Origin of the sequence: Acinetobacter septicus (assembly GCF_019355975.1) — a bacterium.
In the GTDB taxonomy this organism is placed as follows: domain Bacteria; phylum Pseudomonadota; class Gammaproteobacteria; order Pseudomonadales; family Moraxellaceae; genus Acinetobacter; species Acinetobacter ursingii.
The window spans coordinates 1,079,478-1,105,628 of the sequence record NZ_CP079898.1; the positions used below are offsets into that span (position 1 = coordinate 1,079,478).

Consider the following 26,151-nt stretch of genomic DNA (forward strand, 5'->3'; position numbering starts at 1 on the left):
CGTTAAGTTCATTTTTTTAGTTTTAGGTTTGATATGATCTCACAAACAATCACGCTCTATGTTGATGGTGCCTGCAAGGGTAATCCTGGCTTAGGTGGTTGGGGTGCCTATATCATTACTCAAGATGCTGAACACAAACTCTTTGGTGGTGAAGCTGAAACCACCAATAATCGCATGGAACTGACCGCTGCCATTGAAGGTGTTTCTTTTTGTCCAAAGGATGCAAAACTCATCATCTGGACAGATTCCAATTATGTCAAACAAGGCATTACTGAATGGATTCACGGTTGGAAAAAGAAAAACTGGAAAGATGTCAAAAATCCTGAGCTTTGGCAACAACTGGATCAAGTTTGTGCTGGGCGGAACATCGAATGGAACTGGATTAAAGGACATGCAGGACATGCAGGCAATGAAATGGCAGATCAACTGGCCAATTTAGGCGTGCAGCATCCTGAAAAGCAGCATGTGGTCGTGCCTGAAGCTGAATGGATAGGACATCAACTGACTCCACTAGATGCAAAAATAAAGACCGAGGCAAAAAAAAAATCTGAAAATGACTGGCTGCTCGATGACCCGTTTGGACTAGATGTTCTCGAGGATGCTTTTGATAATCATGACGTTGATAGCGAAGATTTAACCATCAATGAATATCCTATAGACCCTACAGACGATGAAGCGTTGGTAGAAATAGAAAATGAAAAGATAGTTGGGTCAGCAAGTGAACCAGAACAAACAGCAACCCAATTAACCAATAACCGTATCGATCAAAGCAAAACGCATCCACATGTGGTAACAACAGCAGCCACCCTAAATATTCAAGGCCCACGCCAACTAATTTTAGATACAGAAACCACTGGTTTTTACTTTCAGGATGGTGACCGAATAATTGAAGTCGGTGCGATTGAAATGATCAATCGTAAGCTAACAGGCAGTTCGATTCATATTTATATCAATCCTGAAAAACCTGTAGGTGAATCTGAAAATATTCACGGCATCAGCGATGATTTTCTCAAAGATAAGCCTAAATACGCAGAAATTGCAGAGGTACTCTTTGATTATCTCAAAGGTGCAGAAATCATTGCGCATAATGCCACCTTCGATATGAACTTTTTGGATACCGAGTTCAAACGCGCTGGTTTAGTTGCGCTTTCAGAAGTGTGTACTGTTACCGATACCTTGGCATTGGCTAAAAGTAAGCATCCGGGACAAAAAAATTCATTAGATGCATTGGTCAGACGCTACGACATTCCTGCGCGTGATCGTACCTTCCATGGTGCGTTACTAGATGCCGAGATTTTATCCGATGTCTATCTGGCCATGACAGGTGGACAGGTTTCTTTTGATATGGATGCCCTGTCACAAAATGAAAATCATGGACAGCAAAATAGCAGACAGCGTGTGCAGATTGATCTGCCTGTGATTTTGCCTGAACCCGAAGAATTAGCAAGACATGAGACTTGGGTCAAACAATTTGAGGAAAAACAGGGTAAGCCTTGCTTTTTTGCCAAATAAAATTCGTAGTAAGCTTGGGTTTTAGTATTCCAAGCCTTAAAAGTTCAGTTATATTAGTTGATAAATAAAGTGCTGATGATCAGAACCGATCACCCAAGTCACCCTGAACTTAGCAATCAATAACATACGACAGCATGTGTGGGGATGCATGTGTATGTTTGGTGATCTGGGATTTAATCTGGTCTGTCAGGCAATTTGACACCAATAACATAGGAAAGGTGCAGCTTACATGTCTTATCAAAGCTCTATTCACTTCGACCCAACTGCATTATTGATAATAAAAAATGAAATTGATAATTCAATCAAATTGGTTGAAAACGCAGTGAGTACATTGGCAGAAGAACAAACGCTGCCTTTTGGTATCGATGATGCACTCAATCAATTTGAACAATGCGCTCGTATTTTAGCCATGATTGATATGCCACGCTTGGCACTCATTACAGATTACTCAGCGTCATTGATGCGCAAAATTATGTCTGAACCGCACAATATTCAGACTCAGGATGTGATTGCCTTGAGTGAAGGCACCACTATGCTGAAACGCTACATCGAATTTATTTGCTTACGTGAAGTCAAAGTTCCCCAATTTTTAATCGATACTCTTAATCGGCTTGAACTCGCTCTCGGTAAACCACAAACACGAGAAGGCGCACAGATTTTACCGTTACTGGATTGTTTCCAGCCTAATTTTAATTTAGCAGCGACACCTGAGTTAGAAAAATCAGCTTATGTGCATCAACTTTATAAACTAAGCTTGCATAAACTACTTCAACATACTGCGCAATCATTGGATTTTCAGGCAATTAAAATTGTTGGCGTTTACCTTGCATCATTTGCGCGAAATACGCCTAGTCAGCAATACTGGGAATTAGTCAATATTGCACTGGGTTATCTTGATCACCTCATTTTAAATCAGGCGCGTTTACGTGTTTTTATTCAGTTAGAAACCAATATAGGACAGTTTCTTCAACACCCCGAGAATTTTACTGCAACTAGCGCAGATCTTGCCGATATTTTGAGTCTGTGCATCAGTCAGGAAGACGAGATTTCCGAACACATTCGCCAACAACTCAATATGGGTGATGAGCAACTTTCGGACACCCAACTTGAAGTTTTAAGTCGTCATTTGTATGGCCCAGATTACACCACCATTCATACTGCCAGTAAGCTGATTACCGATGCCATGACTCAAATTCGTCACGACATTGAATATAACTATCAAAATATGTCGACAGAAAAAATTCAGGATTTACAGACAAGTTTAAAAAATCTGGCCAACGTGTTTAAAGTCTTAAATCTCAATGAAGCCTATCAAGAGCTATATCGTCAGTCTGAAGCATTGAATCAACCGACAATTCTTAACGATGAAAATTATGCTCAGCAGTTGATGAAAAGTATATTGGCGGCGATGAATTCGATTGGCATTTTGGAGCGCAATTACTTATCTAGCCGTTTACAGCTTCGTGTCAACAATATGAATATTTCATTAGATCGTCTGGATGAAGCGCATCAGGTATTGCTTACAGAAAGTAAGGCCTTGATTGAAATGGTCATTCAAATGCTATTACAGTATGAGCAACAACCAGAAGCAGCATTGCTTGAACCTTTATGTGTTCATCTAAAAGAATTGTCAGGCGCAGCCTTATTTCTGGGAAGTAAGGAGCAACAACTTGCATTGTTAAACACTGCGGAATTTGTGCATAGCAGAAACGAACAACAACAAACGCTGAATCTTGAACAAATTTGTCTGATTTTAAACGTGTTAGCAAGTCTGGATATGCTGATTGACAATTTAAAAAATAAACAACCTGTTTTACAGTCGATGTTTGATGTAGCATTGGAAAATAGTCAGAAATTACAAACAGCGGCGGCCTAATGTCACAACTTTCACTTGCCTATATTTTTCATAATCAACAACTGCTTGTCGATGAAAATTACCAACTTCCCAAAGTTGCAACACTGGCAAGTGATTTAAAGTTTAAAGCGGGTGATGAAGTCATTGCCCGTGATTTACTAGAGCATGAACCTATCCCAGCAGGCCTACAACTGATCCCGATTCGACAACTCATTACCTTATGGTCTGTCGATGAATTTCAAAAAGCCAGCCGTGCAGTTCAATTGCTCGAATGGCGACGTAATCATAGATTTTGTAGTCACTGCGGCCATGAAACCCAGATTCACCCTACCGAATATGCCATGGTCTGCCCTGCCTGTCGTTATCACCAATATCCACGTGTACAGCCTTGCGTCATTACGATTATTACCAAAGGTCAGGATGAAGTTTTACTGGCTAAAAATGCACATAATAAAAGTAATATGTATGGACTGATTGCGGGCTTTGTTGAAGTGGGTGAAACACTTGAAGAAGCAGTACAACGTGAAACGCTAGAAGAAGTCGGTTTAAAACTTAAAAATATTCGTTACATGTCCAGTCAGCCATGGCCTTTTCCAAGTAATCTCATGATTGCATTTCAGGCAGAATACGATTCAGGCGAGATCAAGCTTCAGGAAGAAGAAATTAGCGATGCGAAATTTTTTAAATTTGATCAACTGCCTGAAATTCCTTTTAAAGGAAGTATTGCGCATGCCATGATTATGCAAGTCATGCATCATCAAGCTTGATGAAAATCTCATAACGCTGGTCGAAGCAAGATAAATCTGGAAGCTTTATTTTAGGTTTCCAGACTCTCTTTTAGAAAACTCAAAATAGTACGTTTGGTCTTAAAATATCGACTAAATAAACTCGATAAGGTACCAATAATGGAGATATGCCCTGTTTTGGGAATAATCGCAATGTGGCTATGATTGCCATGTTGTCTCAAAATATGATCAAAATCGATCGTATTTTTTGCTGCAACAATTTGATCATTTTCCGCCATTAATAAATAATGCCGAATTTGATTAGAGTCGACAAAATAATAAGGCATGACCTGTTGATACGGAATCTCCTGATCAAATGCATCCTGTGCCAAAGGATCACCCTTATAATCAAAGTGATAAGGTCCCGCAATTCCAATAATTGCCTTAATATTGTCCCGACAATGGACTAAATTGGGGTGTGGATGATACACCACTGACATGACATTAAATGCCCCAGCAGAATGTCCCATCAAAATTATATTTTCAGTTGAAATTTTCAGTTTAGTTTTATGTTGATCCAGAAAATTGAGCGCCAATGCCAAATCATCAATATAGCTTGGAAAAATATATTCAGGCGCAAGATGATAATTAATCACAGCGACATCATATCCCTCGCGAGCAAAACTTTCCCCTATAAAGCCATAATCTTTTTTATCGCCATGCTGCCAAGCGCCGCCATGAATAAATACCATCAGGGGCTGTTGTTTTAATGGTTTTTTTGCGCGGTATAAATCCAGACGCTGCCGTGCTTTAAGCCCATAAGCAATATTCTTTTGCGCGATATAAGTCGATTTGGGTGTTAGAAAATTAAGCGCATAGCTTCCCAAATCATATAAGCGAAACTCATGATAGTGATGTTTGACTTGCTCAAATCGCTGTTGTAATTGTTTCAAGATCTTGTTTGGACTATTGAGCATTCACAGGCTCACCTTGATCAGGATCAATGGCAACAGGTGTTTGCACCACTGGTTGCGCTGTTGCATTGCCCACCATCGGACTTGCAACTAGTGAACTCGCGGTGGTACCTGCATTTGGTTGGTCAATATTATCAATCAAGGTCACAATTTTTGTCACGTTACCTACTTTTTGCAGGACATCGTTCAAATCATTAATTTCAGCCGTATTTAAGCGCCCCATGACATACAACACACCATCTTCGGTATGCACCAACACTTTGGTGTCAGAAACCACTGGTGCACGGACCAACAAACCCCGTGTATTTGCAGTTACAGCAGAATCTTGCATGATAGTGGAGTAACTGACTTGAGGACCTACAGTAATATAATTATGTACTGTTTTTACATCACTCATTGACTTAACATTGTCTTCAGCCAATTGACGAAGATGCTCATCAGGAACCTGCCCTGTCAATAAAACATTGCTATGAAAGCTTTCAATGTTGACACGTGACTGTTTAAAACGCGGATCAAGTTTATATAAATTGATACTTGCAGTACGTTTAATAGAAGAATCAATAAACACCTGACCCAAACTACGTGCACCACTTTCTGTACCCACTGGCGCAGATCCAGTTCCACCAGAAATAAAGCTGGCACAGCCAGATAAACTCGCGACACACAACGCCGTTATTGCAATACGTTTAAACACTCAGCAAAGCTCCCTGAAAACTGTTTTGAAATCATGTTTGCATCTCGCTCAAGAGTAATGAACTCTGGTTACAAAGTAAATGCATTTTCAATCCATTGCTGATCATATCGAAGTTTAGAAAAATCTTGCTGTACTGTTTTTGCAATTTTCTGTGGAAAATCAAAACAAATTACATCAAAACGACAATAAAACTGATCATAGGCTGGATGACATATCAAAAAATATTCAGCAGTACGAATAATTTTGCGTTGTTGAGTAGGACGGATCATTTCATTGGCCTGTCCATAGCCACCCAATGAACGTGCTTTAACCTCAACAAAAACAAGTTCCTGACCTCGCTCCACAATTAAATCCACCTCTCCAAATCGAGAATGAAAATTTTGCGTCACCAGTCGAAAGCCCCGTTGTTGTAAAATGACCATTGCTTGCTGTTCCGCCCATTGACCGAGTGCATGTTGGTGATTGGTTGTCATGGATACGCTTCGTTATTGAAGTTGTAAAATGTTATTTTTTTGTTTTTGATAACAATGCGGAATTCGTGTCACTCGTTGCGCATTCACATCCAGATCGCCCGTACGCCCTTGTAATGTGAAATTTTGAATTTTTGGGGTTTTTAAATAAAGTTCCGCGAGCATCCATGCATCCGCTCCAAAAGCAATCAGGCGCTGATACGGCATACTGACAGGCTGCTGCAAATAAGCCTGTGCAACATCATCCCACTGATGTTCGTATAAAGCAGGAACATCACAAAATTTTAGCCCATTTGGAATCGGCTGATTTTCCTCAATAGCGGTCGGTTGAGCATAAACATTATTTTTAGGTAGATGAGAAAGCTGATTCATCCACGCATCATCTCCCAAAAGCAATAATCCCTGCCCCTTTTTTAGCTTTTTAGGTATCTCTTGAACCACTTCCACAGATTGACCAAACTGCGACATAATCGACATCAGATACAACTCACTGTCCTGCTCTCGACCTGTTTGGCGCAATACGAGCAACTGTGAAACTTTGTCTTTTTGCATAATCTGTTTCAAGGCATAAGCATCATCTTGTTTGGACAAACTAAACTGGATCACGTTAGGTGATTGCGTTTCAACTTCATTTAAAGCCAAAACTCGGACTTTGGGATTAATCGCGACAATTTGCTCTACTTCATTTTTAGCCAATGGTCCAACAATCAACTGGGTTTTATTATTAAGATGTTTAGCCAGAATGGTTTTGATCGTTTTTTTATCAGAATTGATAAATTTAAGCGGTACTTTATCTTCAGACAATGCATACGCACTCATAAAACCAGACTTAATGCTGCTTGTGGCTCGCGCCATAGGACCCGATTCAGGTAGAATGACCAACACTTCAGCCTGCGCTTGAGATATAAAAGCTGCAAAACCGACCAGCAGCCACTTTTTTTTATTATTCAACATGGAGTAAACCTTATGAGTGCTCAGTTATTTGTTGTAGCAACCCCAATTGGGCACTTGGATGACATGACCTTTAGGGCTATTGATATTCTTAAATCAGTTTCTATTGTGGCAGCAGAAGATACCCGTCAATCTGCGCAGTTATTTAAGCATTATAATATATCAACACCCCTCACCGCATGCCATGATCACAATGAAAGTAACAAAATTGAACAACTGATCGAGACGCTTCAATCAGGCAAAAATGTCGCGCTCATTAGTGATGCAGGTACACCATTAATCAGTGATCCCGGTTTTAAATTGGTTCGTGCCGCACAGGAACATGGTATTCGAGTCACGCCTGTACCTGGTGCATGTGCTGCAATAGCAGCATTGAGTGCAGTCGGACTGCCAAGCGATCGTTTTAGTTTTGAAGGTTTTTTATCTTCTAAGTCATCACAGCGAATCGGTCAACTTGAAAAACTCAAAGATGAAACGCAAACATTGATTTTTTATGAAGCGCCGCATCGTATTTTAGATTGCGTCAAAGATATGGCCGCAATTTTTGGTGAAGATCGTCCAGTGGGTTTTGCCCGTGAGATTACCAAGACCTTTGAAACCATTAAAAAAATGACCTTAAAAGAGTTAGTGACATTTATTGAAAAGGATCATCATCAACAAAAGGGTGAAATTGTGTTGGTGGTCGGTGGTAATCCTGAACACAAAGATCTCGATCAGGAAAAAATGGATCAATTGCTCACACGGTTATTGCAAGATTTATCAGTTAAAGCGGCATCTCAACTGGCAGCCGATTTAACAGGCGTAAAAAAGAAAGTGGCGTATCAACGCGCACTAGATCTGAATCAAGATCAGACGGATTAAATCACTTCAAAAAAACAAAGCATCACCGAAGTGATGCTTAGGGTTAATGTCTTGCTTCTTCGTCAGCAGGCACTTCAGTAATTTTTCCACCTTTGGCGAGAAAGGCTGCAATCTCATCTTCAAGTGCCTGACGTTGCTTTTGCTTTGCAGTTACGGTGAGGCTTTCGGCCTCAGCAAGATCAGCGTCACTTAAATTTCCACCTTCTTCGCTATCACTGGCACCGCGTTCAGCCGCTTTGGCTTCATCTTCATCGACAGCTGAATCTTCAGCTTCATCATAATCATTTGTATCTGTCATTTTTGCTCCCCATCATGATCAGTAAATGTTTTATGAGACTCATCATAAATTACGAAGAAATGTAGCAATCTCTTTGGCATTCGCAAAGAGGCTTTTACTCCATATTCGTATCTTTTTTAACCATATTGGTAATAATATATAAATGATTGTTTAAAAAATATCTACTCTCTTGTCAAATTGCATAACGCGTGTTCTTTAAACTCGGTAAACCACTGGCTTGTTGCATAAAGGCATCTTTCAATAAAGGAGAATGATTGACCTGATTTAAGCCCAAATTTCGTGCAAAAATCAGTGGTCTTAATTCTGTCGTTTCTAGCCATCCGATGGTAGACATACTATGCATCATGGCTAGATTTTGTCCCTTACGCTCATGTTCATAACGCGCTAAAGTCTGTTCATGCGCCCACACACCACGTTGCAGATCATGCAGCAAGACATCACATAGCACTGCGGCATCTAAGCAGCCAATATTCACGCCCTGTCCTGCTAAAGGATGAATCACATGAGCAGCATCCCCAATTAACGCCAGACCAGCCTTCACATAATGCTGTGCTGAACGCGCTTTAAGCGGGAATTTCGCACGGGAGCGAACCTCGATAACTTCACCTAACATATGCTGACTTTCGCGAGTTAAAAGTTGTAAAAATTCAGCATCGTTTAAATCTGAATATTCCTCGGCGTAATCATCAGGCAATGTCCAGACAATCGATTGCCAATATCCATTTTCCTGCTCATCCAGACTCGCCATTGGTAAAAAGGCTAACGGCCCTGTGGGTAAAAAGATTTGTCGTGCCACATATTGGTGTGGTTTTGTGGTTTTAATGGCACAGCTAATCGCAGCTTGACGATAGTCTAAAACATCTAATTCAATATAAGCCTGATCACGTACAAAAGAGTTTGCACCATCCGCCCCAATGACTAATTTTGTTTTTAACACTTGACCATCTGCCAGTTCAACAATCCAACCTTGCACCTGCTGTTCAACACGAACGACTTTTACCTGAGTACGATAGTCCTGAATCTGTTGTAGCATTTTTTGTTGAATGACCAAATTAAGTAAACTGGGTTCAACCATAGAACCCAAAGCCTGATCAGGTGTCGGAAAAGCGGCTGATGCCTGACCAAATTCAATTTCACCATAGCCATTTTTATTCCAGACATGCATGCCCGTATAAGGCATCTGTCTGGGTAAATCATTCCAAACATCTACGGTTTTTAATAAATGAATCGTTGCCTGACTCAGTGCCAATACCCGTGGATTTAGAATATTTTTAACCTGTTCAGGATCGAGCACAGGTGCAGCATCTAATACGGTCGCTTGCACACCACCTTTGGCCAATAGTAAGGCGGTCAAACCACCGACCAGACCACCACCCACGATCACTACATCAAGAATTTCACTCATGCTTTTAACCCCATCGCATAGTTGGCAACGAGTGGTTTAATCCCTGGAACAACGTCAAACGCAACCAAACCTGTATTACGCAGTAATTTTAAAACGGGATTTTGATTACTAAAACCACGAACAACTGAATCGCAAAATTTAATCACTCGTTGTTGGTCTTTTAAACGCGACTGTTCATAAGCCAGTAAATTTTCAGGATCACCGATATCTTCAGATTGCGTTAAATGTTGAGTGAGAAAACGCACTAATACATCCGCATCACGTAGACACAAATTAAAACCTTGCCCAGCAACGGGATGAATGGTGTGTGCAGCATTTCCCATCAATACCACACGACCCACAGCTTGTTTATGCGCCAGCACTTGTGACAAAGGATAACTAAAACGTTTACCCGTCTTTTCAAACTTTCCAGCACGATCCCCATAGGTTTGTTGCAAAGCATCGAGGAAATGCTGATCGTTTTCTTCACCTAACCATTCAGCTTCTGTGCCTTTTTTAACAGGCCAAACCACAGAGCGACGATATTCGCCCGGCAAAGGTAGCAAGGCTAATGGACCCAGTGCACTAAAACGCTCAAATCCGACATGTTGATGCGGTTTTGATGTTTGTACAGCGGTGACAATCGCCACTTGGTCATAATCATGCACATCAACGCCAACACCAATCGCCTGACGACAGAAAGAATCACGACCATCAGCAGCAATCAATAATTGGGTTTGAAGCTCTAAATTTTCTTGATCGCGTAGAGCATGGATCGTAACTTGTTGCTGATCTTGTTCAAGTGAAGTGACTTCCACACCATCAATCAGTTCAATCAATGCTTGCTGACGCACTTGAGTCAACAACACTCGACCTAGCCATGCATTTTCAATCACCTGACCAAAGCTTTCGACTTTTTCCTGCTCTGCCACTAAACGAGCTTTACCAAAACTGCCTTGCTCTGTGATATGCACTTGTAAAATTGGGGTCGCATGCTGCTGTAAAGCGTCCCACAAACCAAGCTGCTGGTAAATCATGACACTACGTCGTGACAATGCGGTATTTCGAGCATCGAAACTTGAATGATACGGTGCAAGTTGATCATCTTCATAATTTGGATAACGAATTGCTTCCAACAATTGAACCGCAATATTTTGTTTGGCCAGCATTAGCGCTAGACTTAAACCGACCATTCCCCCACCGACAATAATGACTTTTTGCACGGTAAAACTCCTCAATACGTTTATCGTTATAGTTTGGCTTGTGCCATGAGTTGCTCAATTTCTTCAATTTCTTTAACTACAGCGCCCGTTAAAACCAGCGGGCCTTGCGCAGTAGCGACCACATCATCTTCAATACGAATCCCAATACCACGCCATTTTTCATCGACTGTTTCATCATCAGGTGCGATATAAAGTCCTGGCTCAACGGTCACCACCATACCTTCTTCGTATGGGCGCCATTCATTTTCTTTTTTATAATTGCCCACATCATGCACGTCCATCCCCAGCCAATGCCCTGTGCCATGCATATAAAACTGGCGAAATGCTTCATTTTCAATTAACTCATCCAGCTCACCTTTGAGCAAGCCTAAATCAAGTAGTCCTTGCGTTAAAATACGCACCGCTACTTCATGCGGTTCACGATAAGAATTGCCCACACGAACCGTATCAATGGCAGCATACTGAGCTTTTAACACCACCTCATAAAGTGCTTTTTGTTCAGGACTAAATTGACCATTCACAGGAAAAGTTCGAGTAATATCGGATGCATAACATTGATATTCACAAGCAGCATCGATCAGAACCAAATCACCATCTTTCAGTGCTTTGTCATTTTCGACATAATGCAAGATACAACCATTTGCTCCACCCCCAACAATACTATTGTACGATGGCACACAACCATGCTGTCCAAAGATATAATTTAGTTCAGCTTCTAACGCATATTCCATCATTTCAGGTCGAACTTTTTGCATGGCACGAGTATGCGCAGCAGCACTGATATCCGATGCAATTTGCATCAGTTCAATTTCTTGCTTGGATTTAATCAAACGCATTTCGTCGATGATACGATCCAATTGCAGAATTTGCGATGGCGCACCATTGCCACGACGTTGCTGAGCATCGGCGTGTTTAATCCACTGACTCACACGTGCATCAAACTCAGCACGATGACCAATGCGATAATAAAGTCGCTCTTTATTTAATAGTTTTTCCGCAATCTCTTCATCAAGCAGATCAATCGCATAGGCTTCATCTGCATCATAGTCTTCAATTGCGCCATCAATCCCCGCCCGATAACCATTCCAGATTTCCATTTCACGGTTACGTTCACGACAAAACAAACTATAGGTGTAATCATCCACCGTATCGAAAGTTTCAATGACCGCCACAGCTTCAGGTTCAGCGAAGCCTGTTAGATAGAAAAAACTGCTATCGGCACGGAATTTGTAGTCTGCATCACGGTTACGATAGGCAACAGGACTGGTTTCAATAATGGCAATACTGTTTGGCCCCATGTGTTGAGCGAGGCGGTCTCGACGAAGTTCAAAATCTGCTTGAGTCAATTTCATGAGGCTATAAGTCTTTAATTATCAAGTGGTAAAAAATTTAAACGCTCACATCGCCCAATTAGCTTGGACGATGCGGTGTAAACATTTCAACAATGCTTTGGTTATCTTTTCGTGCAGGATCGTTTTGGCTCTTGGCATGAAAGTTTTTGAGTAATGAACTTTCTTCTACTGGAATTTTTTTACGTCCCATTGAAAGGCTTACAGGAATTAAACGAACAAATTCATACAGTTCTTCGTAACTATTTTCACCTTCTTCGTCATCATCTGAGTCTTCAAACTCAACGGCAGCAACATCCTGTAAATGCTCAATCAATTCCATTTCATCACTGCGAATATGACCTGATGCCAATCCAAAGCCAAGTACCACACCCGCGCTCCAGTCTGCTAAGGCTTGAACACGTTCTTGCAAAGAATGCTCATCATCTGGAAGCATGGGTAAATAATCCAGTTCATCTTCGGATAAGGCATGTGCAACATCTTCTGCTTCATCACTAAGCAGTGCAAGTGCTTCATCACTTAATTGAGGGACATTAAGTGTATTTAAAATTTGTAACCATTCATCACGACTTGGTGCTTCGGTGACACAAACGATGCCCGTTAGTAAGCCATGAAGCTCACTTGGGCTTGAAATCTCCTCAATTCCGTTAAAATTTGTGAACCATTCATTCCAACCTGAAATATCGTCTTGCATTCGCTTATCCAATCTCTATACTTCGTATATATTACCTTTGATTGCAATTCTGTGCGACTACGTTATGTTAGAACAATTACAGCGTCTACAGGCGCATATTGGCGTTTTGAAAACGCGTTTACATCACCTTGAAAGTGAAAATGAGTCACTGACTCAAAAAAAGCAACAAGATGAAGAGCAGCATCATGCTCAAATTGTGCAAAAAAATGGGATCATCACCTCCAAACAGGAAGAAGTTGAACACCTGACTGAACAACTTTCCCAGTTACAAAATCAATTTCAGCAACTCAATATCGATGCCACAGCCCTTGCTGATCGTTATAGTCGTTTGGAAAAAAGTTGTACTGATCTTAAAAATCGTTTTCAGGAAATTTTGGCAGAACGTAATGATTTACGTGTGACTAAAGAAAAATTGCAGTTACAACAAAAGCACTCTCAGCAAGAATTACACGACATCCAACAAGATCGCGAACGTCTACTTCAAAAAAATGAACTCGCCAAATCTAAGGTCGAGGCGATTATTCAGCGTTTGGCTATTTTAGGTACAGAACAAGATCAACATGCGCAGGAAATTCAACAATTGGCTGATCCTAGTGTTGAAAATAGTGTAGATAACCAAGAGGAGATTCAATCATGAGTGAACAGGTAATGGTTGAATTGCGTCTAATTGAACAAACTTTTCGTTTAGCTACAACGGCCTCTGAAAAAGAAGAACTTGAACGCGCAGGGCAAATGCTCAATGAGAAATTTAATGAAATGCGTCGCAATGCACCGCGTGTTGAACACAATAAATTAGTGATTATGGTGGCATTACAACTGATGCAGGATGTGCTGAGTATGAACAAATCACTTCAGGAATATGCGCACTGTGAGCGTTTACTTGAAACAATATTAAACGATGTCGAACAAATTGTATAAACAATACAGTGGTATCGAGCAAAGCTTCACCATTTGAAAACTAACTTTACATAACGATTGCTGCAATGGATTGTCATCGACCAAAGATCGGTTATACTTAAACTGTCTCTGGGATGTTCGCCAGCGCGTCTGATTCCCCTGAGCCGATACTATCTTTTTAGGATAGCGTTCTGCGTATTTAGAGCGTATGCCTGTCCTGTGCAGGAAACCCAGCAAGTACGCGTCGCTTCCACCTTGAACTTAAGGGTTCAAGGGTAAAGACATTGCAGCGGCATCTTCGGAGGCATTTTTAATTTTATATAACAATAATTTAGATAAAGACCTCATCTCAAAACCACCCATATTCTCTTCAAAAATAGACCCTTAATAGACTTCATAATTATTGTGTTGTATCGTTAGAAATTGCTTATCACTGCTATAACTGAAATGGCCAATCATATTAAATTTAAAAAATCAGCAATAGATTCAATCCCACTTTGTCAGGATAAACAAGTTTTCTATCGAGATACTGCGACAATAGGATTTGGTTTGTGCGTCGGTAAGACAAAAAGCTATTTTGCAGAAAAGAAGATGCCAAATCAAAGCGCAAAGTGATAGGAAAGCACGGCGTTTATACACTTGAGCAAGCCAGAGCTGAAGCTAAGCGTCTACTTATTTTAATGGATGAAGGAGTAGATCCAGTTCAACAAAAAAAGCAGGTTCGCGTTGATTATCTTTCTAATCAGGAACTATCTAGGTTAATTCCAACAGTTGCTGAAGCTTATATACTTTACAAGGATAGAAGACCTTTATCAAACGACTCAATCTATTATTGGACTGCCACCACTCTCCTAGACAAATATCGTCTATTCTTTTTGCATAGGAGAGAACATTATGAGTGGACAGGGACTCATACTATAATGCTTTAGCTGAAACGGTAAACGGTAAACGGTAAACGGTAAACGGTTTATACAAAACAGAGGTGATTGAATATCTAAAAGCAGATTGGCAAGGTTTTGATCCTAGACAGTATCGTGGACAACATATCCCTCTAAATTCTTAAAATATTTATGTTCAAAGGTTTCAGGACTTAACCAGCCGTTTGCAGAATGTCGTCTGATTCGATTGTAGTAAACTTCAATATATTCAAACAAGACAGCATTGGCTTCTTTTCGAGTGGCAAATACACTGCCATGTATCACATGACCTTTCAATGTATGAAAGAAGCTTTCAGTCACCGCATTATCCCAACAATTCCCCCTACGTGACATGCTTTGAATACAGTTATTCGCCAATAATAGTGCTCTAAAATCACGACTACAGTACTGTGAGCCTTGGTCCGAATGCACCATGACACCTGTTGGATACCCCTGACGTGCCATTGCATAATTAAATGCATCACATACCAATTGACGATCTATCCGATGGCTGGTTTGCCAACCTATAATACGACGACTAAATAAATCTAGCATCACACATAAATACAGCCAACCTTCTTTGGTTCGGATATAGGTGATGTCTGTTGTCCAAACTTTATTTGGCAGAGTGACTGTAAACTGGCGATCTAATAAATTCGGTGCCGTCGGCAAATGATGATTTGAATCAGTCGTATGCTTATATTTACGTCCAATCTTGCTGCGTAAACTGAGCTTTTTCAGCATCCTTCCAACTGTACGTTCACTCATGCAGTAACCTAAATCATGCATGTCGTGCACCAATGAAGGTGCTCCTAAGCGAGCATGGTGTTGCCAATATACAGCTTTTAAATCAGTGTACTTCTGATTGACGTAAATCTGTCTCTTTCGCCAAGCATAGTAGCCCGAAGTGCTGACACCTAGGCATTTACAGGCAGAAGAAACCGTAATTTCAGTCACAGCTAGGCCTTGGATTACCGTGTACTTTTCTTGGCATGATCTGTCAGGAAGTACACATGCGCCTTTTTTAAAATATCATTAGCTTCCCTGAGTTGTTTGACTTCTTTTTCTAAATCGAGAATACGCTGTTGTTCTGGCGAGAGCTGTCTTTTGCTGGAACCAGTGGGGTTGGTCTCACGAATCCATTTATCTAATGTTGAATAACCCACACCTAATTTCTGGGCGATAGCAGCCACAGATTCGTGCGAGTTTGAAAGTGCATAATCAATTGCTTGTTGTTTAAATTCTGGACTAAAGCGTTTAGCCATTTTTACATCTCCAAAGTTAATGTTACGTTATCTTTAGAGGGAATCATTGTCCATTATTTTGGCTAGGATCAGTAAGTATGCCACCCAACAAATGTTGAAAAATGGCGGCGGTGCAATTGTCAATATTGCTTCGATTCACAGTATTACAGCGGTAGCAGGCCATGTGGGATATGCAGCGTCAAAACATGGCGTTCTAGGTCTGACACGTAATTTTGGTGTTGAATACGCCTCCCAGAATATTCGGGTCAATGCTGTTGGTCCAGGCTACATCGATACTCCATTATTAGACGAGCTTCCTGCCGAACAAAAACAGGGCCTAGTTTCTTTACATCCGATTGGAAGATTAGGCAATGCCGAAGAAGTGGCTAAATTAGTTTTGTTTTTAAGTTCAGATGAAGCCACTTTTATTAATGGAAGTTATTACAATATTGACGGTGGATATACTGCCATTTAAAAAGGCTTTTTTTATTTTAAAGTTCTAAAAAATTTGACCTACAATGCCCTTTTATAATGGGCATTGTTTAGATTTATTTTGGATAAATTAAACATTTAAATGTGTACATTCCCAACCTATTAAATATTTCTCAAAATTACAGGTTTTTTTACAGATTCCTATAATATTCCACCCGCCACTACGATTAGAGGAAAAGGGACTTTAGAAAGTGTGGTGTTTTAGGTAAAACGACCTATGGTCCAGCCGTTGCTACAGTGCGTCTTAGCCCACTTCCAGATGCAAGCATTCGTCCTTATATTGGAATTGGTGCATCTTGGATGATTGTGTTTAACAGCAAAGATGCCTTTGTCAAAGACTTAAAAATTAAAAATGCCATTGGACCAGTGGCTCAAATAGGCCTTGATATTCCGATCAATCCACGATGGAGTGCTGTGATTGATATGAAAAAAGTCTGGTTTGATACCCAAGCGAAAGGTTCTTTACCTGCTATGGGAGATGCGCCTATGCGTGCCGATATTGATGTTGATCCATTGGTGACTTTATTCAGTTTGGCTTACCATTTCTAAGTATCTACTGTACAACATCACGAGAAAACCGAGGTAAATATATCCTTTATTTGATTTAAAGCATGTATTTACCTTCGGTATAATAGAAAACTAACAAGTATTTGAATCATGTTTATTCATCATTTAAAGCACATTCATAATTACTTGGATTTTGCCCACAACGCACCTGTTTCAACAAGTGCATCATGCTTTTGTCATAATACCCTTCTTTAGTCATCTGGATTCGTGCTTCGCGCATAATTTTGACGTAACCTGCTTTATCTCCTTCTGGAACATCCATCCAGTATTTGGCTGGAATTTCGTTTTCAATTTTATCGACAAATTCAAATGCAGGCGTAAGCTGTTTGGCGATGGCTTCTCTCGCAATCGACCCCATGCCTGCTGGAAATTTATTACGATGCATAATCAATGTACCTGTAACCTGAATCAAAGGAAAACGAATAATTGCTCCAACAACTTTGCCATTTTTATCCGTCATGCCTTTATTCAATTCCATCGGCTTAAATAACAATGCTGGCCCAGCAATGATTTCAACCTCACGATTATTAAACTTTCCCCCAACACTTGTAAGATCGACTGAAACAGGTTGTGCACCTACATTTTGAACCAATTTCTTTTGGGTGGGATCAAATTGAAATACCGCGACTTTACGTCCTGCAGCTTTTGCTAGGGTATTAATATTTCGATCATTGACCATAATATAAGCAGCTCCTACTGGAACAATACCGACCACCTCATAATCTTTATTTACCATTTTTGAATCAAATTCGGGTTTTGCTAAAATCTGAATCACTGAAGCAAGTTGTTTATAAGTCTGTACTGCACCCAAAGCATCAATACTTCCGACAAACGGATTAAACTGTTTGGCTCTTAAATTACTAATCCCTGCACCATCACATTTTTTACTTCTAAAATCTTCTGTCAAAATACGTTCATCGGTATAAACATTGAGTTTAACCATAGTTGAAGCTTTTTTCTTTAACTTAGGATAATCAATATCAATTTTGATTTGTAAATTGGAAGGTCGCGTAACATTCACATTCACACCAAAGTCTTTGGCAACCCGAGTGATCCGAGGAAATTCGCTGATATAGCTGGTTGCCTGCTGAAAAGCTTCGCTGTTTTCGCCATTTGGTGAGTAAACACATAAGATGACTTGCTTTGGAATTTGTTGCCACGTCTTTGGATCATTGAGTAATTTTTTAACTTTTTGAGTGGAATGCTCAGAAAGAGACAAGTCTAGTTTTTCAGCATGACCATGTGGAATCAATAGAAATAAGCATATAATCAATAAAGATAATTTCATCCATAAATGATCAATTGCATGATTAAATTCAACGCTTATCAAATACTGTTTTTGTTTTAAATGATCCATCATCAAACTCCCTATTCATCATTTAAACATTAGGTGAGTGCTTCAAAAATAAAATTGACTCATCTGACATTTCCGATGGGCAGTTTCATCAATTTAAATTTTTTCTACATCATTTATCAATTTTGGTCTGAATTGGCTTTTATTTATTGGTTGCCGTATTTACTGCAAATGTTTTGTTCAGGGCTTTTAGATAGACTCAAATAAAGGATGAATAAAATTAGAGCAAATTAAAATGAAACGGACATTCTCAAATCTATGTTTAGCCCTAAGTTTAAGCTTAGGAACTACCGCAATCATCACTCATTCCAACACCGCGATAGCTGCCTCAAATATCAATATTCAGAACGTGTTACAACAAGAACGCGCTTGGGCAGGTTTACAAACTAAAAAATTAAAAGTAGGTGATATTGAATGGGTATATAGCGAAGGAGGTCAGTCCTCCAAACCGACTATTATTTTAATTCATGGGTTAGCGGGTAGTCGGGATAACTGGAATCGTGTAGCACGTTATTTAACGCCTAACTATCATGTCATCATTCCTGATTTGCCTGCACATGGCGATACGAAAGTTGCCGATGATTTTGACCTGTCTATTCCTAACTTAACTGAAAAGTTAAGACGGTTTGCTGAAGCTGGACATTTCGAAAAAGATATCAATATCGCAGGACATAGCATGGGTGGCGCAATTGCCCTCCTCTATACAGCACAATATCCAACTGAAACAAAATCTTTACTCTTGGTCGATAGCGCTGGTGTCTTTAAAACGGCGAATACGCCTTATTTAAAAAATCCAACGTTATTGAATGAATTAGTCGTAAAAAAAGCAGGCGATTTTGACAAACTGTTTCAGCTTGCCACGGCAACACCGCCCTTTATTCCCACTGAGTTAAAGACTGAACAAGAAAAACTCATGATTTCTCAGTCTAAAAGTACTCAACGCATGGTCGATCAGCTCGTTGCCATGTCCAAAGTATATACGCCTGAGACTTTTGCAATCGCGGCGAAATCTATCGATGTACCAACTTATATTGTCTGGGGAGACAAAGATAAAATTATCAATGTTGAAGCCGCCCAAGAACTCAAAGAGTTATTGAAAAATGCTGAGTCACCTTTGATTTTAAAAGATGTAGGACATATGCCCATTATGGAGGCTGATCAAATTTTGGCGCAGCAATATCTGATCTTTTTAAATAAACACAAGTAGAAATTAAACTCCGTAAATCAAACAGGAGCCAAATTTAGGCTCCTGTTTTTTATAGATTTATATTGTTAAAGTTTGCGTAATCTTAAAGCATTTAATACCACAGAAAGCGAACTCAAGGACATGGCAATCGCTGCAAACATCGGAGTGAGTAGCCAACCTGTCAGTGGATAAAAAATTCCTGCCGCAATAGGTACACCCAAACCATTATAGAGAAACGAAAACGCCAAATTCTGTTTCATATTTTTCACGCCTTGTTTAGCCAGATGTACTGCTTGGGCAACACCTTGTATGTCGCCTTTGACCAAAGTAATCTGCGCAGTTTGTTTGGCAATATCGGTGCCTGTGCCCATGGCAATCCCCACATCGGCTTGTGCCAAAGCAGGTGCATCATTGATGCCATCTCCTGCCATCGCCACGACCTTGCCTTCTGATTGATAGCGTTTCACGATCTCCAATTTTTGTTTAGGATCTAAATCACCATAGGCATGTTCAATCCCTAATTGCTGCGCAACCATTTGGGCATTTTTATGGTGATCACCTGTTGCCATAATCACTTCAATCCCATCTTGATGGAGTTGATCAATGACAGCTTTCGCATTTTCTTTAATCGCATCATGAATCACAATATAAGCAATAACGGCTTTGTCATTCAGCAGAAAACTAATCACATCACCTTGTTCACGCAGTTGATCTAGTTCAGCACTGACACTTGAGTCCAGCTTTAATCCAAGTTGATCAACCAATTTCTGACTACCCACATAATAGGTTTGCCCTTCAAATTGACCTTTTACCCCAAAACCAGTGACATCTTCAAAATCATCGACTTTTAACAATTCATCACTTTTCACAAGTTTTGTTAAAGTTTGCGCAATCGGATGCGTTGAATATTGTTCAATTGAGGCAATATAACGCTCTACGGTTTTTTGCTCTAGAGAATCATCCAATAACTGGATTTGTTTAAGGCTCGGTTTTCCTTCTGTCAGTGTGCCTGTTTTATCGATAATCAAAACATTGACTTTGCTTAAAGCTTCGATTGCTTCAGCATCTTTAAAGAGTACCCCTTTTTGGGCAGCACGACCTGTGGTTGCCATCACCGACATTGGCGTTGCTAACCCCAATGCACATGGGCAAGCAATAATTAAAACAGCGACAGCACACATTAAGGCTAAATCAAACTGTGCATGTCCAAACAGCATCCATGCTAAAAATGTAATCACGCTGATCGAGAGGACTGCCATCACAAAGTATTTGGCTGCAATATCAGCAATGCGTTGAAGTGGCGCTTTTGAACGCTGTGCTTCTGCGACAGCCTGAATCATTTTTGATAATGTGGTATTGGTTCCCACCGCAGTGGTTTGAATACGAATACTGCCTTGCTGATTGACTGTTCCCCCGATGACTTTATCTTCCACCTGTTTTTTTACAGGTACAGGTTCACCCGTCATCATGGATTCATCGACATAGGTTTTCCCGTCAATCACGATGCCATCCAGTGGAATCTGCTCACCAGAAGAAATCTGTAAAATATCATTTTCTTTAATCTGGCTGATGTCGACTTCCTCAACCACATCATCCCGAACCCGTTTGGCTGTATGTGGCTGTAAACGTAATAAGGCTCTTAAGGAATCGGCTGTTTGCGCTCGGGCTTTTAGCTCCATGATTTGTCCAAGCAAGCTCAAAGACACAATCATACAAGCCGCTTCATAATATACCGCAACGCCATGCCCTGTTTTTGCTTCCATTGGAATCAGTGATGGGAAAATGGTCGCAATCACGCTATAAATAAACGCCGCAAGTACACCAACTCCAATCAGGCTCCACATATTCAAGTGACGGGTTTTATAAGAAACCCAACATCTTTGCAAAAATGGATAACCCGCCCATAACACCACAGGAATACTCAAAACCAGTTCAATCCACGGTTGGATCTGCGGTGAAATAAATGCATGGATATGTGAACCCATGGCCAAAACCACCACCAATAAAGTGAGAGGCAAAGTCGTCCAGAAACGTTTACTAAAATCCACCAATTCTGGATTTGGTCCTTCATCCAATGTCGGTTGCATCGGTTCCAGAGCCATCCCACAAATCGGACAGGTTCCAGGGCCTTTTTGTACAATTTCAGGATCCATGGGGCAGGTATAATCAATATCCATTGCACCTTCAGGTACAGCGCGCTCATCCAATGGAATCAAATACGTTTCAGGATCATTTTTAAATTTATCTAAGCAGGAAGGATTACAGAAATAATATTCTTTACCCTGATAATGTGTATGCAAAGGGCTACTGGTACTGACTTTCATGCCGCACACTGGGTCTATTTCAGTTTGAGAATTTTCATGCTCAGTCTGCTGATGCTGCCCAATACCACAGCAACTTTCGGCTTGAGGTTGAGTCTTTTCAGTAGATACAGCCGCTTCAATAGACTTTACTCCACAACATGATGAGATAGCAGTCGCTTGGGTCACGTCATTTTTTTGATCCAACGGTTTTGAATCGTGACCACAACCACTTGAAACAGCTTTAGGCGGTGCTGGATGGGAACATCCACACCCTGATCCTGTCTCATGACTTGTGGTTTTTTCATTTCCACAACAACTTTTCTCTGATTTTTTCTCTGACTGTTGCATTTTTACAGTTGGATTAGAGCAATGACTGGATAGCGTAGATTCAGCTTCTTTAACTAGATATTTTTCAGGATGTTGTTCGAATTTTTGCTTACAACTGGCGGAACAAAATAAATAACGAGTTCCATCCAGATCAATATGATATTGACTGTCTTCGGCTACTGTCATTCCACAAATAGGATCAATAGACACGATTTTTTTCGGTGAAACCGTAGCTTTGGAACAACATGAAGTTTGCTTTGGCTCAGTCATGGTGGTGTTCTCGTATTCTTATATGATTGTGCTAAGATAAATGCTGTACCTAGGTACGGAGTCAAGCTTTTTATTGAGGCAAATAAGAGGAATTAGCCATGCTAACCATTGGCAAACTGGCTAAACAGGCCAATTTAAATGTTGAAACGATTCGTTATTATCAACGTATTGGTCTCATGCGTACCCCAGACACCATCAGCCACTATCGTTATTATAATGATCAAGATATAGAAACTTTAAGTTTTATACAAAAAGCCAAAGATGCAGGATTACAGCTCAGTGAGATTAAAGAACTTCTCCAATTACAACTGAATGATCGCGAACAAGTTCGCCATGTGATTGAACAGCGTCTTGAGAAAATTGATCTTCGTATTCAGGAATTACAAGGCTTAAAGCAGCGTCTCAGCAGTTGGATCGATGAGTGTAAATCGGCACAAGCCGATTGTTGTCCTATTTTGCTAGATTTAAAACAGAGGAGCAATCTGTAAACAGACCTGCCATGATTCATTTTCAAAAAAGCTGAGAAATAAAAAAAACCTGAGTCCGAAAACTCAGGTTTTTTTATCTTACGATGCTCGGTGAATTATTCTTCACTCATCTCATCATTTTGAGAAGCAATATCTTCAGCTTGAGATTCAGATGCTTCCCCTTCAATCACTTCAAGAGTTTCATCATCTTCTTCCACCGCTTCAATCGACACCACACCCACCAGTGTTTCATCATCGCTTAAACGAATCAGGCGAACACCTTGTGCATTACGACCTGTCATTGCCACTTCAGCCGCACGAGTACGTACCAAAGTACCGCCATCTGAAATCAGCATCAGTTCTTTGCTTTCATCAATTGAGACTGCACCAACTAACTCACCATTACGTTCGGAAGTCTTGATCGCAATCACCCCCTTACCGCCACGTTTCTTGGTCGGGAAGTCATTCACTGGCGTACGCTTACCATAACCATTGGCACTGGCACACAACACTTCACCCGTTTCTGGAACAACCACCAACGAGACAATACGGCTCACCACATTTGAATCTGAATCATCACTCTCATCAGAGTCATCATTCTCAACGTCTGCGTCTTCGCTATCCAGTGTTGCAGCTAACGCCACACGCATACCACGCACACCTTTGGCGGTACGCCCCATGGCACGGACATCGGTTTCAGCAAAACGAATCGCCTTGCCTTCGTTGGAGAACAACATAATTTGTTGCTTGCCATCAGTAATCGCGACACCAATCAAGGTATCTTCTTCGTTCAGTTCAATCGCACGTAAACCATTCGCACGAATATTGGCAAATTGCTCAAGTTCAACACGTTTGACTGTACCCGAAGCTGTTGCCATAAAGACGTAGTGATTTTCAAGGAATTCAGTCAAAGGTAAAATCGCAGTGATGGTTTCATTGGCATCCAGTGGCAATAAATTGACCATTGGACGACCTTTTGCACCACGCGAAGCCTGAGGAACTTCAAACACTTTCAAACGATATACTTTACCCACATTGGTAAAGCACAAGACCGTTGCATGGTTGGAAGCCACGACAAGATGCTGAATAATATCGTCATCTTTCATCGAGGTTGCAGATTTACCACGACCACCACGACGTTGCGCTTGATAATCAGATAATGGCTGGGTTTTGGCATAACCTGTTTGAGAAACAGTCAATACCACTTGTTCTTCTGGAATTAAATCTTCACGGCAGAAATCAACACGTGATTCAATAATTTCAGTGCGACGCGCATCGCCATATTGTTGAAGAATTTGAGCTAACTCTTCACGAATGACGCCCATCAATAAATTAAAGTCATTCAAAATAGCTGTCAATTCAGCAATTTGACCTAAAATCTCAGTATATTCAGCATGTAGCTTGTCTTGTTCAAGACCTGTTAAACGATGTAAACGAAGTTCTAAAATCGCAGCAACTTGGGTTGGAGATAAACGATAAACATCACCTGATAAACCAAATGGACGATTTGGATCTTCACCTTCGATTTCATCAGGACGTACAGAAATAGCACCTGCTTTTTCAAGTAACGCAGTGACACCTCCACCAGCCCATTCACCAGCTTGCAAGCGCTCACGAGCTTCAGCAGGATTGGCAGAAGTTTTAATGGTTTCGATAATTTCATCAATATTGGCAAGAGCAACAGTGAGCCCTTCTAAGATATGACCACGTTCACGTGCTTTACGCAATTCGAACATAGTACGGCGAGTAACCACTTCCTGACGATGTCGAATAAATGCCGCAATAATATCTTTTAAATTCATCAATTTTGGCTGTCCATTATCTAGACATACCATATTGATACTGAATGAGTTTTCAAGTTGGGTATTTAAGAACAGGTTGTTCACAATGACTTCAGCGTTTTCGCCACGCTTTAAGTCAATCGCGATACGCATACCATCTTTATCAGACTCATCACGTAACTCAGAAATTCCTTCGAGCTTTTTCTCTTTGACCAACTCAGCAATACGTTCAATCACACGTGCTTTGTTGACCTGATATGGAATTTCGGTGAAAACAATGGTCGTACGACCTGTTTTCTCATCTTCTTCAAAGTGGTATTTACCACGAATATGCAAACGACCTTTACCTGTGCGGTAAGCATCGACGATACCTGACTTACCATAAATAATACCGCCAGTCGGGAAATCTGGACCAGAGATATGTTCCATCAATCCTTCAATCGAAATATTTGGATTGTCAGCATACGCAAGACACGCATGAATCACTTCGGTCAAATTGTGGGGTGCCATGTTGGTTGCCATACCCACAGCAATACCAGCAGACCCATTAATCAATAAATTAGGAACACGTGTCGGCAAGACATCTGGAATACGATGAGTACCATCATAGTTATCAACCCAGTCTACCGTATCTTTTTCAAGATCGGCCAGTAACTCATGAGTCAATTTCATCATACGGACTTCGGTATAACGCATCGCGGCGGCACTATCACCATCGACCGAACCAAAGTTCCCTTGACCGTTAACTAACATATAGCGCAGACTAAAATCCTGTGCCATACGAACAATGGTATCGTATACAGCAGTATCACCATGCGGGTGATATTTACCGATCACATCACCTACGATACGCGCAGATTTTAAATAGGCTTTATTATAATCGTTGCCTAGTTCGTGCATCGCATAGAGTACACGACGATGTACGGGTTTCAGGCCGTCTCTCACATCAGGTAATGCACGTGAAACAATTACACTCATTGCATAATCGAGATATGAGTTTTTAAGCTCATCTTCAATGGCAATCGGTCGGATTTCCGATACGCTCATGCATACTCCTTTCTATGCGGCAAAGCAAAGCCAGCCACAATTTATGTATTAATCTCGCAAAACTTAGTTCAAAAAGCTGAACTAAAAGTAAAAAACATAGCTAAAAAGTATAGCATAAATCATGTGGAGATTGTGATGGATTAATACAGCTTAGCCTTTAATATTTGAGTAAATTTATGCTGAAAAAACAGACAGTTCCAAACTGTCATTAGGAATAGAATAAATCAAATACTTAGCGCACATTGTTTTAGAAAATTTGTGAAATATTTAGCAGTCAAGGACCAGAAAAACCACATTATTTTTTTATCA

General features: G+C 40.5%; 22 protein-coding genes, 1 other RNA gene and 2 pseudogenes. 12 read left to right on the top strand and 13 right to left on the bottom strand.

Annotation, left to right across the window (positions count from 1 at the left end; translation table 11 throughout):
* The first annotated feature begins 36 nt into the window (after positions 1 to 36).
* From dnaQ to nudC, 3 genes are all read left to right on the top strand, one after another.
* Positions 37 to 1,512 (top strand): DNA polymerase III subunit epsilon, encoded by a 1,476-nt coding sequence (gene dnaQ / locus I6L31_RS05250; protein WP_035272344.1) that lies wholly within the window; start codon positions 37 to 39, stop codon positions 1,510 to 1,512.
* A 229-nt stretch (positions 1,513 to 1,741) separates the two neighbouring features.
* Entirely contained in the window at positions 1,742 to 3,388 is a 1,647-nt protein-coding gene (locus I6L31_RS05255; RefSeq protein WP_005005033.1) for a hypothetical protein, read from the top strand.
* The gene (gene nudC, locus I6L31_RS05260) at positions 3,388 to 4,134 is read left to right on the top strand and encodes an NAD(+) diphosphatase (protein WP_004998703.1); all 747 of its coding nucleotides are present in this window, start codon (positions 3,388 to 3,390) and stop codon (positions 4,132 to 4,134) included. Before I6L31_RS05255 ends, nudC begins: the two co-directional genes overlap by 1 nt.
* 50 nt (positions 4,135 to 4,184) lie before the next feature.
* On the opposite strand, the gene I6L31_RS05265 is transcribed toward nudC, so the two are convergent.
* The 4 genes from I6L31_RS05265 to I6L31_RS05280 all read right to left on the bottom strand — a co-directional run bounded on the left by I6L31_RS05265 (position 4,185) and on the right by I6L31_RS05280 (position 7,184).
* Positions 4,185 to 5,069: an alpha/beta hydrolase gene (locus I6L31_RS05265; RefSeq protein WP_005005038.1), complete on the bottom strand. Its 885-nt coding sequence runs from the start codon at positions 5,067 to 5,069 to the stop codon at positions 4,185 to 4,187.
* Positions 5,059 to 5,760, bottom strand: a complete 702-nt coding sequence (locus I6L31_RS05270) for a BON domain-containing protein (protein WP_005005041.1) — start codon at positions 5,758 to 5,760, stop codon at positions 5,059 to 5,061. The genes I6L31_RS05265 and I6L31_RS05270 overlap by 11 nt, the downstream gene beginning before the upstream one ends.
* 68 nt (positions 5,761 to 5,828) lie before the next feature.
* On the bottom strand, positions 5,829 to 6,233 hold the full coding sequence (locus I6L31_RS05275; protein ID WP_005005045.1) for a YraN family protein: 405 nt from the start codon (positions 6,231 to 6,233) through the stop codon (positions 5,829 to 5,831).
* A gap of 12 nt (positions 6,234 to 6,245) precedes the next feature.
* Positions 6,246 to 7,184, bottom strand: a complete 939-nt coding sequence (locus I6L31_RS05280; protein ID WP_005005048.1) for a penicillin-binding protein activator — start codon at positions 7,182 to 7,184, stop codon at positions 6,246 to 6,248.
* A 12-nt stretch (positions 7,185 to 7,196) separates the two neighbouring features.
* On the opposite strand from I6L31_RS05280, the gene rsmI reads away from it, so the two are divergent.
* Positions 7,197 to 8,042: a 16S rRNA (cytidine(1402)-2'-O)-methyltransferase gene (gene rsmI, locus I6L31_RS05285; RefSeq protein ID WP_005005050.1), complete on the top strand. Its 846-nt coding sequence runs from the start codon at positions 7,197 to 7,199 to the stop codon at positions 8,040 to 8,042.
* Positions 8,043 to 8,085: 43 nt separating this feature from the next.
* Here rsmI and I6L31_RS05290 read toward each other — a convergent pair whose 3' ends face one another.
* From I6L31_RS05290 to I6L31_RS05310, 5 genes are all read right to left on the bottom strand, one after another.
* The gene (locus I6L31_RS05290; RefSeq protein ID WP_004987097.1) at positions 8,086 to 8,340 is read right to left on the bottom strand and encodes a hypothetical protein; all 255 of its coding nucleotides are present in this window, start codon (positions 8,338 to 8,340) and stop codon (positions 8,086 to 8,088) included.
* 172 nt (positions 8,341 to 8,512) lie between these two features.
* Positions 8,513 to 9,745 carry an FAD-dependent monooxygenase gene (locus I6L31_RS05295; protein ID WP_004987099.1) on the bottom strand — a complete coding sequence of 411 codons (1,233 nt, stop codon included), beginning with the start codon at positions 9,743 to 9,745 and terminating at the stop codon, positions 8,513 to 8,515.
* Positions 9,742 to 10,947, bottom strand: coding sequence for a 2-octaprenyl-6-methoxyphenyl hydroxylase (gene ubiH, locus I6L31_RS05300; RefSeq protein WP_004987101.1), 1,206 nt, complete (start codon positions 10,945 to 10,947; stop codon positions 9,742 to 9,744). The genes I6L31_RS05295 and ubiH overlap by 4 nt, the downstream gene beginning before the upstream one ends.
* Before the next feature lie 26 nt (positions 10,948 to 10,973).
* Entirely contained in the window at positions 10,974 to 12,299 is a 1,326-nt protein-coding gene (gene pepP / locus I6L31_RS05305) for a Xaa-Pro aminopeptidase (protein ID WP_004987103.1), read from the bottom strand.
* Positions 12,300 to 12,357: 58 nt separating this feature from the next.
* Positions 12,358 to 12,990 carry a UPF0149 family protein gene (locus tag I6L31_RS05310; protein WP_004987104.1) on the bottom strand — a complete coding sequence of 211 codons (633 nt, stop codon included), beginning with the start codon at positions 12,988 to 12,990 and terminating at the stop codon, positions 12,358 to 12,360.
* A 64-nt stretch (positions 12,991 to 13,054) separates the two neighbouring features.
* On the opposite strand from I6L31_RS05310, the gene I6L31_RS05315 reads away from it, so the two are divergent.
* From I6L31_RS05315 to I6L31_RS05330, 4 genes and pseudogenes are all read left to right on the top strand, one after another.
* The gene (locus tag I6L31_RS05315; RefSeq protein WP_004987105.1) at positions 13,055 to 13,627 is read left to right on the top strand and encodes a hypothetical protein; all 573 of its coding nucleotides are present in this window, start codon (positions 13,055 to 13,057) and stop codon (positions 13,625 to 13,627) included.
* Positions 13,624 to 13,908, top strand: a complete 285-nt coding sequence (locus I6L31_RS05320) for a cell division protein ZapA (RefSeq protein WP_004987106.1) — start codon at positions 13,624 to 13,626, stop codon at positions 13,906 to 13,908. The genes I6L31_RS05315 and I6L31_RS05320 overlap by 4 nt, the downstream gene beginning before the upstream one ends.
* A gap of 102 nt (positions 13,909 to 14,010) precedes the next feature.
* Positions 14,011 to 14,196, top strand: a non-coding RNA gene (gene ssrS, locus I6L31_RS05325) — 6S RNA.
* A gap of 138 nt (positions 14,197 to 14,334) precedes the next feature.
* A pseudogene (locus tag I6L31_RS05330) lies at positions 14,335 to 14,714 on the top strand (Arm DNA-binding domain-containing protein); the annotation flags it as partial.
* Between the two features lie 195 nt (positions 14,715 to 14,909).
* Here the strand turns inward: I6L31_RS05330 and I6L31_RS05335 are convergent.
* Positions 14,910 to 16,069, bottom strand: a protein-coding gene (locus I6L31_RS05335) for an IS3 family transposase (RefSeq protein WP_104794772.1) whose coding sequence is annotated in 2 segments (ribosomal slippage) — positions 14,910 to 15,823 and positions 15,823 to 16,069 — 1,161 coding nt in all. Because the reading frame shifts where the segments join, the coding sequence is not laid out codon by codon here.
* A gap of 46 nt (positions 16,070 to 16,115) precedes the next feature.
* Between I6L31_RS05335 and I6L31_RS05340 the strand changes: the two genes are divergently transcribed.
* Both I6L31_RS05340 and I6L31_RS05345 read left to right on the top strand, forming a co-directional pair.
* The gene (locus I6L31_RS05340; RefSeq protein ID WP_004987111.1) at positions 16,116 to 16,523 is read left to right on the top strand and encodes an SDR family NAD(P)-dependent oxidoreductase; all 408 of its coding nucleotides are present in this window, start codon (positions 16,116 to 16,118) and stop codon (positions 16,521 to 16,523) included.
* Between the two features lie 224 nt (positions 16,524 to 16,747).
* Positions 16,748 to 17,089 (top strand): annotated as a pseudogene (locus tag I6L31_RS05345) (OmpW/AlkL family protein); the annotation flags it as partial.
* 112 nt (positions 17,090 to 17,201) lie between these two features.
* Here I6L31_RS05345 and I6L31_RS05350 read toward each other — a convergent pair.
* A complete protein-coding gene (locus I6L31_RS05350) occupies positions 17,202 to 18,395 on the bottom strand; it encodes a putative solute-binding protein (protein ID WP_228128625.1) in 1,194 nt (397 codons plus the stop codon).
* 301 nt (positions 18,396 to 18,696) lie between these two features.
* Between I6L31_RS05350 and I6L31_RS05355 the strand changes: the two genes are divergently transcribed.
* Positions 18,697 to 19,668 carry an alpha/beta fold hydrolase gene (locus tag I6L31_RS05355; RefSeq protein ID WP_005005056.1) on the top strand — a complete coding sequence of 324 codons (972 nt, stop codon included), beginning with the start codon at positions 18,697 to 18,699 and terminating at the stop codon, positions 19,666 to 19,668.
* A 65-nt stretch (positions 19,669 to 19,733) separates the two neighbouring features.
* On the opposite strand, the gene I6L31_RS05360 is transcribed toward I6L31_RS05355, so the two are convergent.
* Entirely contained in the window at positions 19,734 to 22,547 is a 2,814-nt protein-coding gene (locus I6L31_RS05360; RefSeq protein WP_005005058.1) for a heavy metal translocating P-type ATPase, read from the bottom strand.
* A 98-nt stretch (positions 22,548 to 22,645) separates the two neighbouring features.
* Between I6L31_RS05360 and I6L31_RS05365 the strand changes: the two genes are divergently transcribed.
* Positions 22,646 to 23,035, top strand: coding sequence for a MerR family transcriptional regulator (locus tag I6L31_RS05365; protein ID WP_005005060.1), 390 nt, complete (start codon positions 22,646 to 22,648; stop codon positions 23,033 to 23,035).
* A gap of 95 nt (positions 23,036 to 23,130) precedes the next feature.
* On the opposite strand, the gene gyrA is transcribed toward I6L31_RS05365, so the two are convergent.
* The gene (gene gyrA, locus I6L31_RS05370) at positions 23,131 to 25,842 is read right to left on the bottom strand and encodes a DNA gyrase subunit A (protein ID WP_005005062.1); all 2,712 of its coding nucleotides are present in this window, start codon (positions 25,840 to 25,842) and stop codon (positions 23,131 to 23,133) included.
* Between the last annotated feature and the right edge of the window lie 309 nt (positions 25,843 to 26,151).

Excerpts from the sequence above, each read along its gene's own strand:
- I6L31_RS05255 (WP_005005033.1), top strand. The coding sequence starts at position 1,742 with ATGTCTTATCAAAGCTCTATTCACTTCGACCCAACTGCATTATTGATA.
- nudC (WP_004998703.1), top strand. The coding sequence starts at position 3,388 with ATGTCACAACTTTCACTTGCCTATATTTTTCATAATCAACAACTGCTT.
- I6L31_RS05265 (WP_005005038.1), bottom strand. The coding sequence starts at position 5,069 with ATGCTCAATAGTCCAAACAAGATCTTGAAACAATTACAACAGCGATTT.
- I6L31_RS05275 (WP_005005045.1), bottom strand. The coding sequence starts at position 6,233 with ATGACAACCAATCACCAACATGCACTCGGTCAATGGGCGGAACAGCAA.
- I6L31_RS05280 (WP_005005048.1), bottom strand. The coding sequence starts at position 7,184 with ATGTTGAATAATAAAAAAAAGTGGCTGCTGGTCGGTTTTGCAGCTTTT.
- rsmI (WP_005005050.1), top strand. The coding sequence starts at position 7,197 with ATGAGTGCTCAGTTATTTGTTGTAGCAACCCCAATTGGGCACTTGGAT.
- I6L31_RS05290 (WP_004987097.1), bottom strand. The coding sequence starts at position 8,340 with ATGACAGATACAAATGATTATGATGAAGCTGAAGATTCAGCTGTCGAT.
- I6L31_RS05295 (WP_004987099.1), bottom strand. The coding sequence starts at position 9,745 with ATGAGTGAAATTCTTGATGTAGTGATCGTGGGTGGTGGTCTGGTCGGT.
- pepP (WP_004987103.1), bottom strand. The coding sequence starts at position 12,299 with ATGAAATTGACTCAAGCAGATTTTGAACTTCGTCGAGACCGCCTCGCT.
- I6L31_RS05310 (WP_004987104.1), bottom strand. The coding sequence starts at position 12,990 with ATGCAAGACGATATTTCAGGTTGGAATGAATGGTTCACAAATTTTAAC.
- I6L31_RS05315 (WP_004987105.1), top strand. The coding sequence starts at position 13,055 with ATGTTAGAACAATTACAGCGTCTACAGGCGCATATTGGCGTTTTGAAA.
- I6L31_RS05320 (WP_004987106.1), top strand. The coding sequence starts at position 13,624 with ATGAGTGAACAGGTAATGGTTGAATTGCGTCTAATTGAACAAACTTTT.
- I6L31_RS05350 (WP_228128625.1), bottom strand. The coding sequence starts at position 18,395 with ATGAAATTATCTTTATTGATTATATGCTTATTTCTATTGATTCCACAT.
- I6L31_RS05355 (WP_005005056.1), top strand. The coding sequence starts at position 18,697 with ATGAAACGGACATTCTCAAATCTATGTTTAGCCCTAAGTTTAAGCTTA.
- I6L31_RS05360 (WP_005005058.1), bottom strand. The coding sequence starts at position 22,547 with ATGACTGAGCCAAAGCAAACTTCATGTTGTTCCAAAGCTACGGTTTCA.
- I6L31_RS05365 (WP_005005060.1), top strand. The coding sequence starts at position 22,646 with ATGCTAACCATTGGCAAACTGGCTAAACAGGCCAATTTAAATGTTGAA.
- gyrA (WP_005005062.1), bottom strand. The coding sequence starts at position 25,842 with ATGAGCGTATCGGAAATCCGACCGATTGCCATTGAAGATGAGCTTAAA.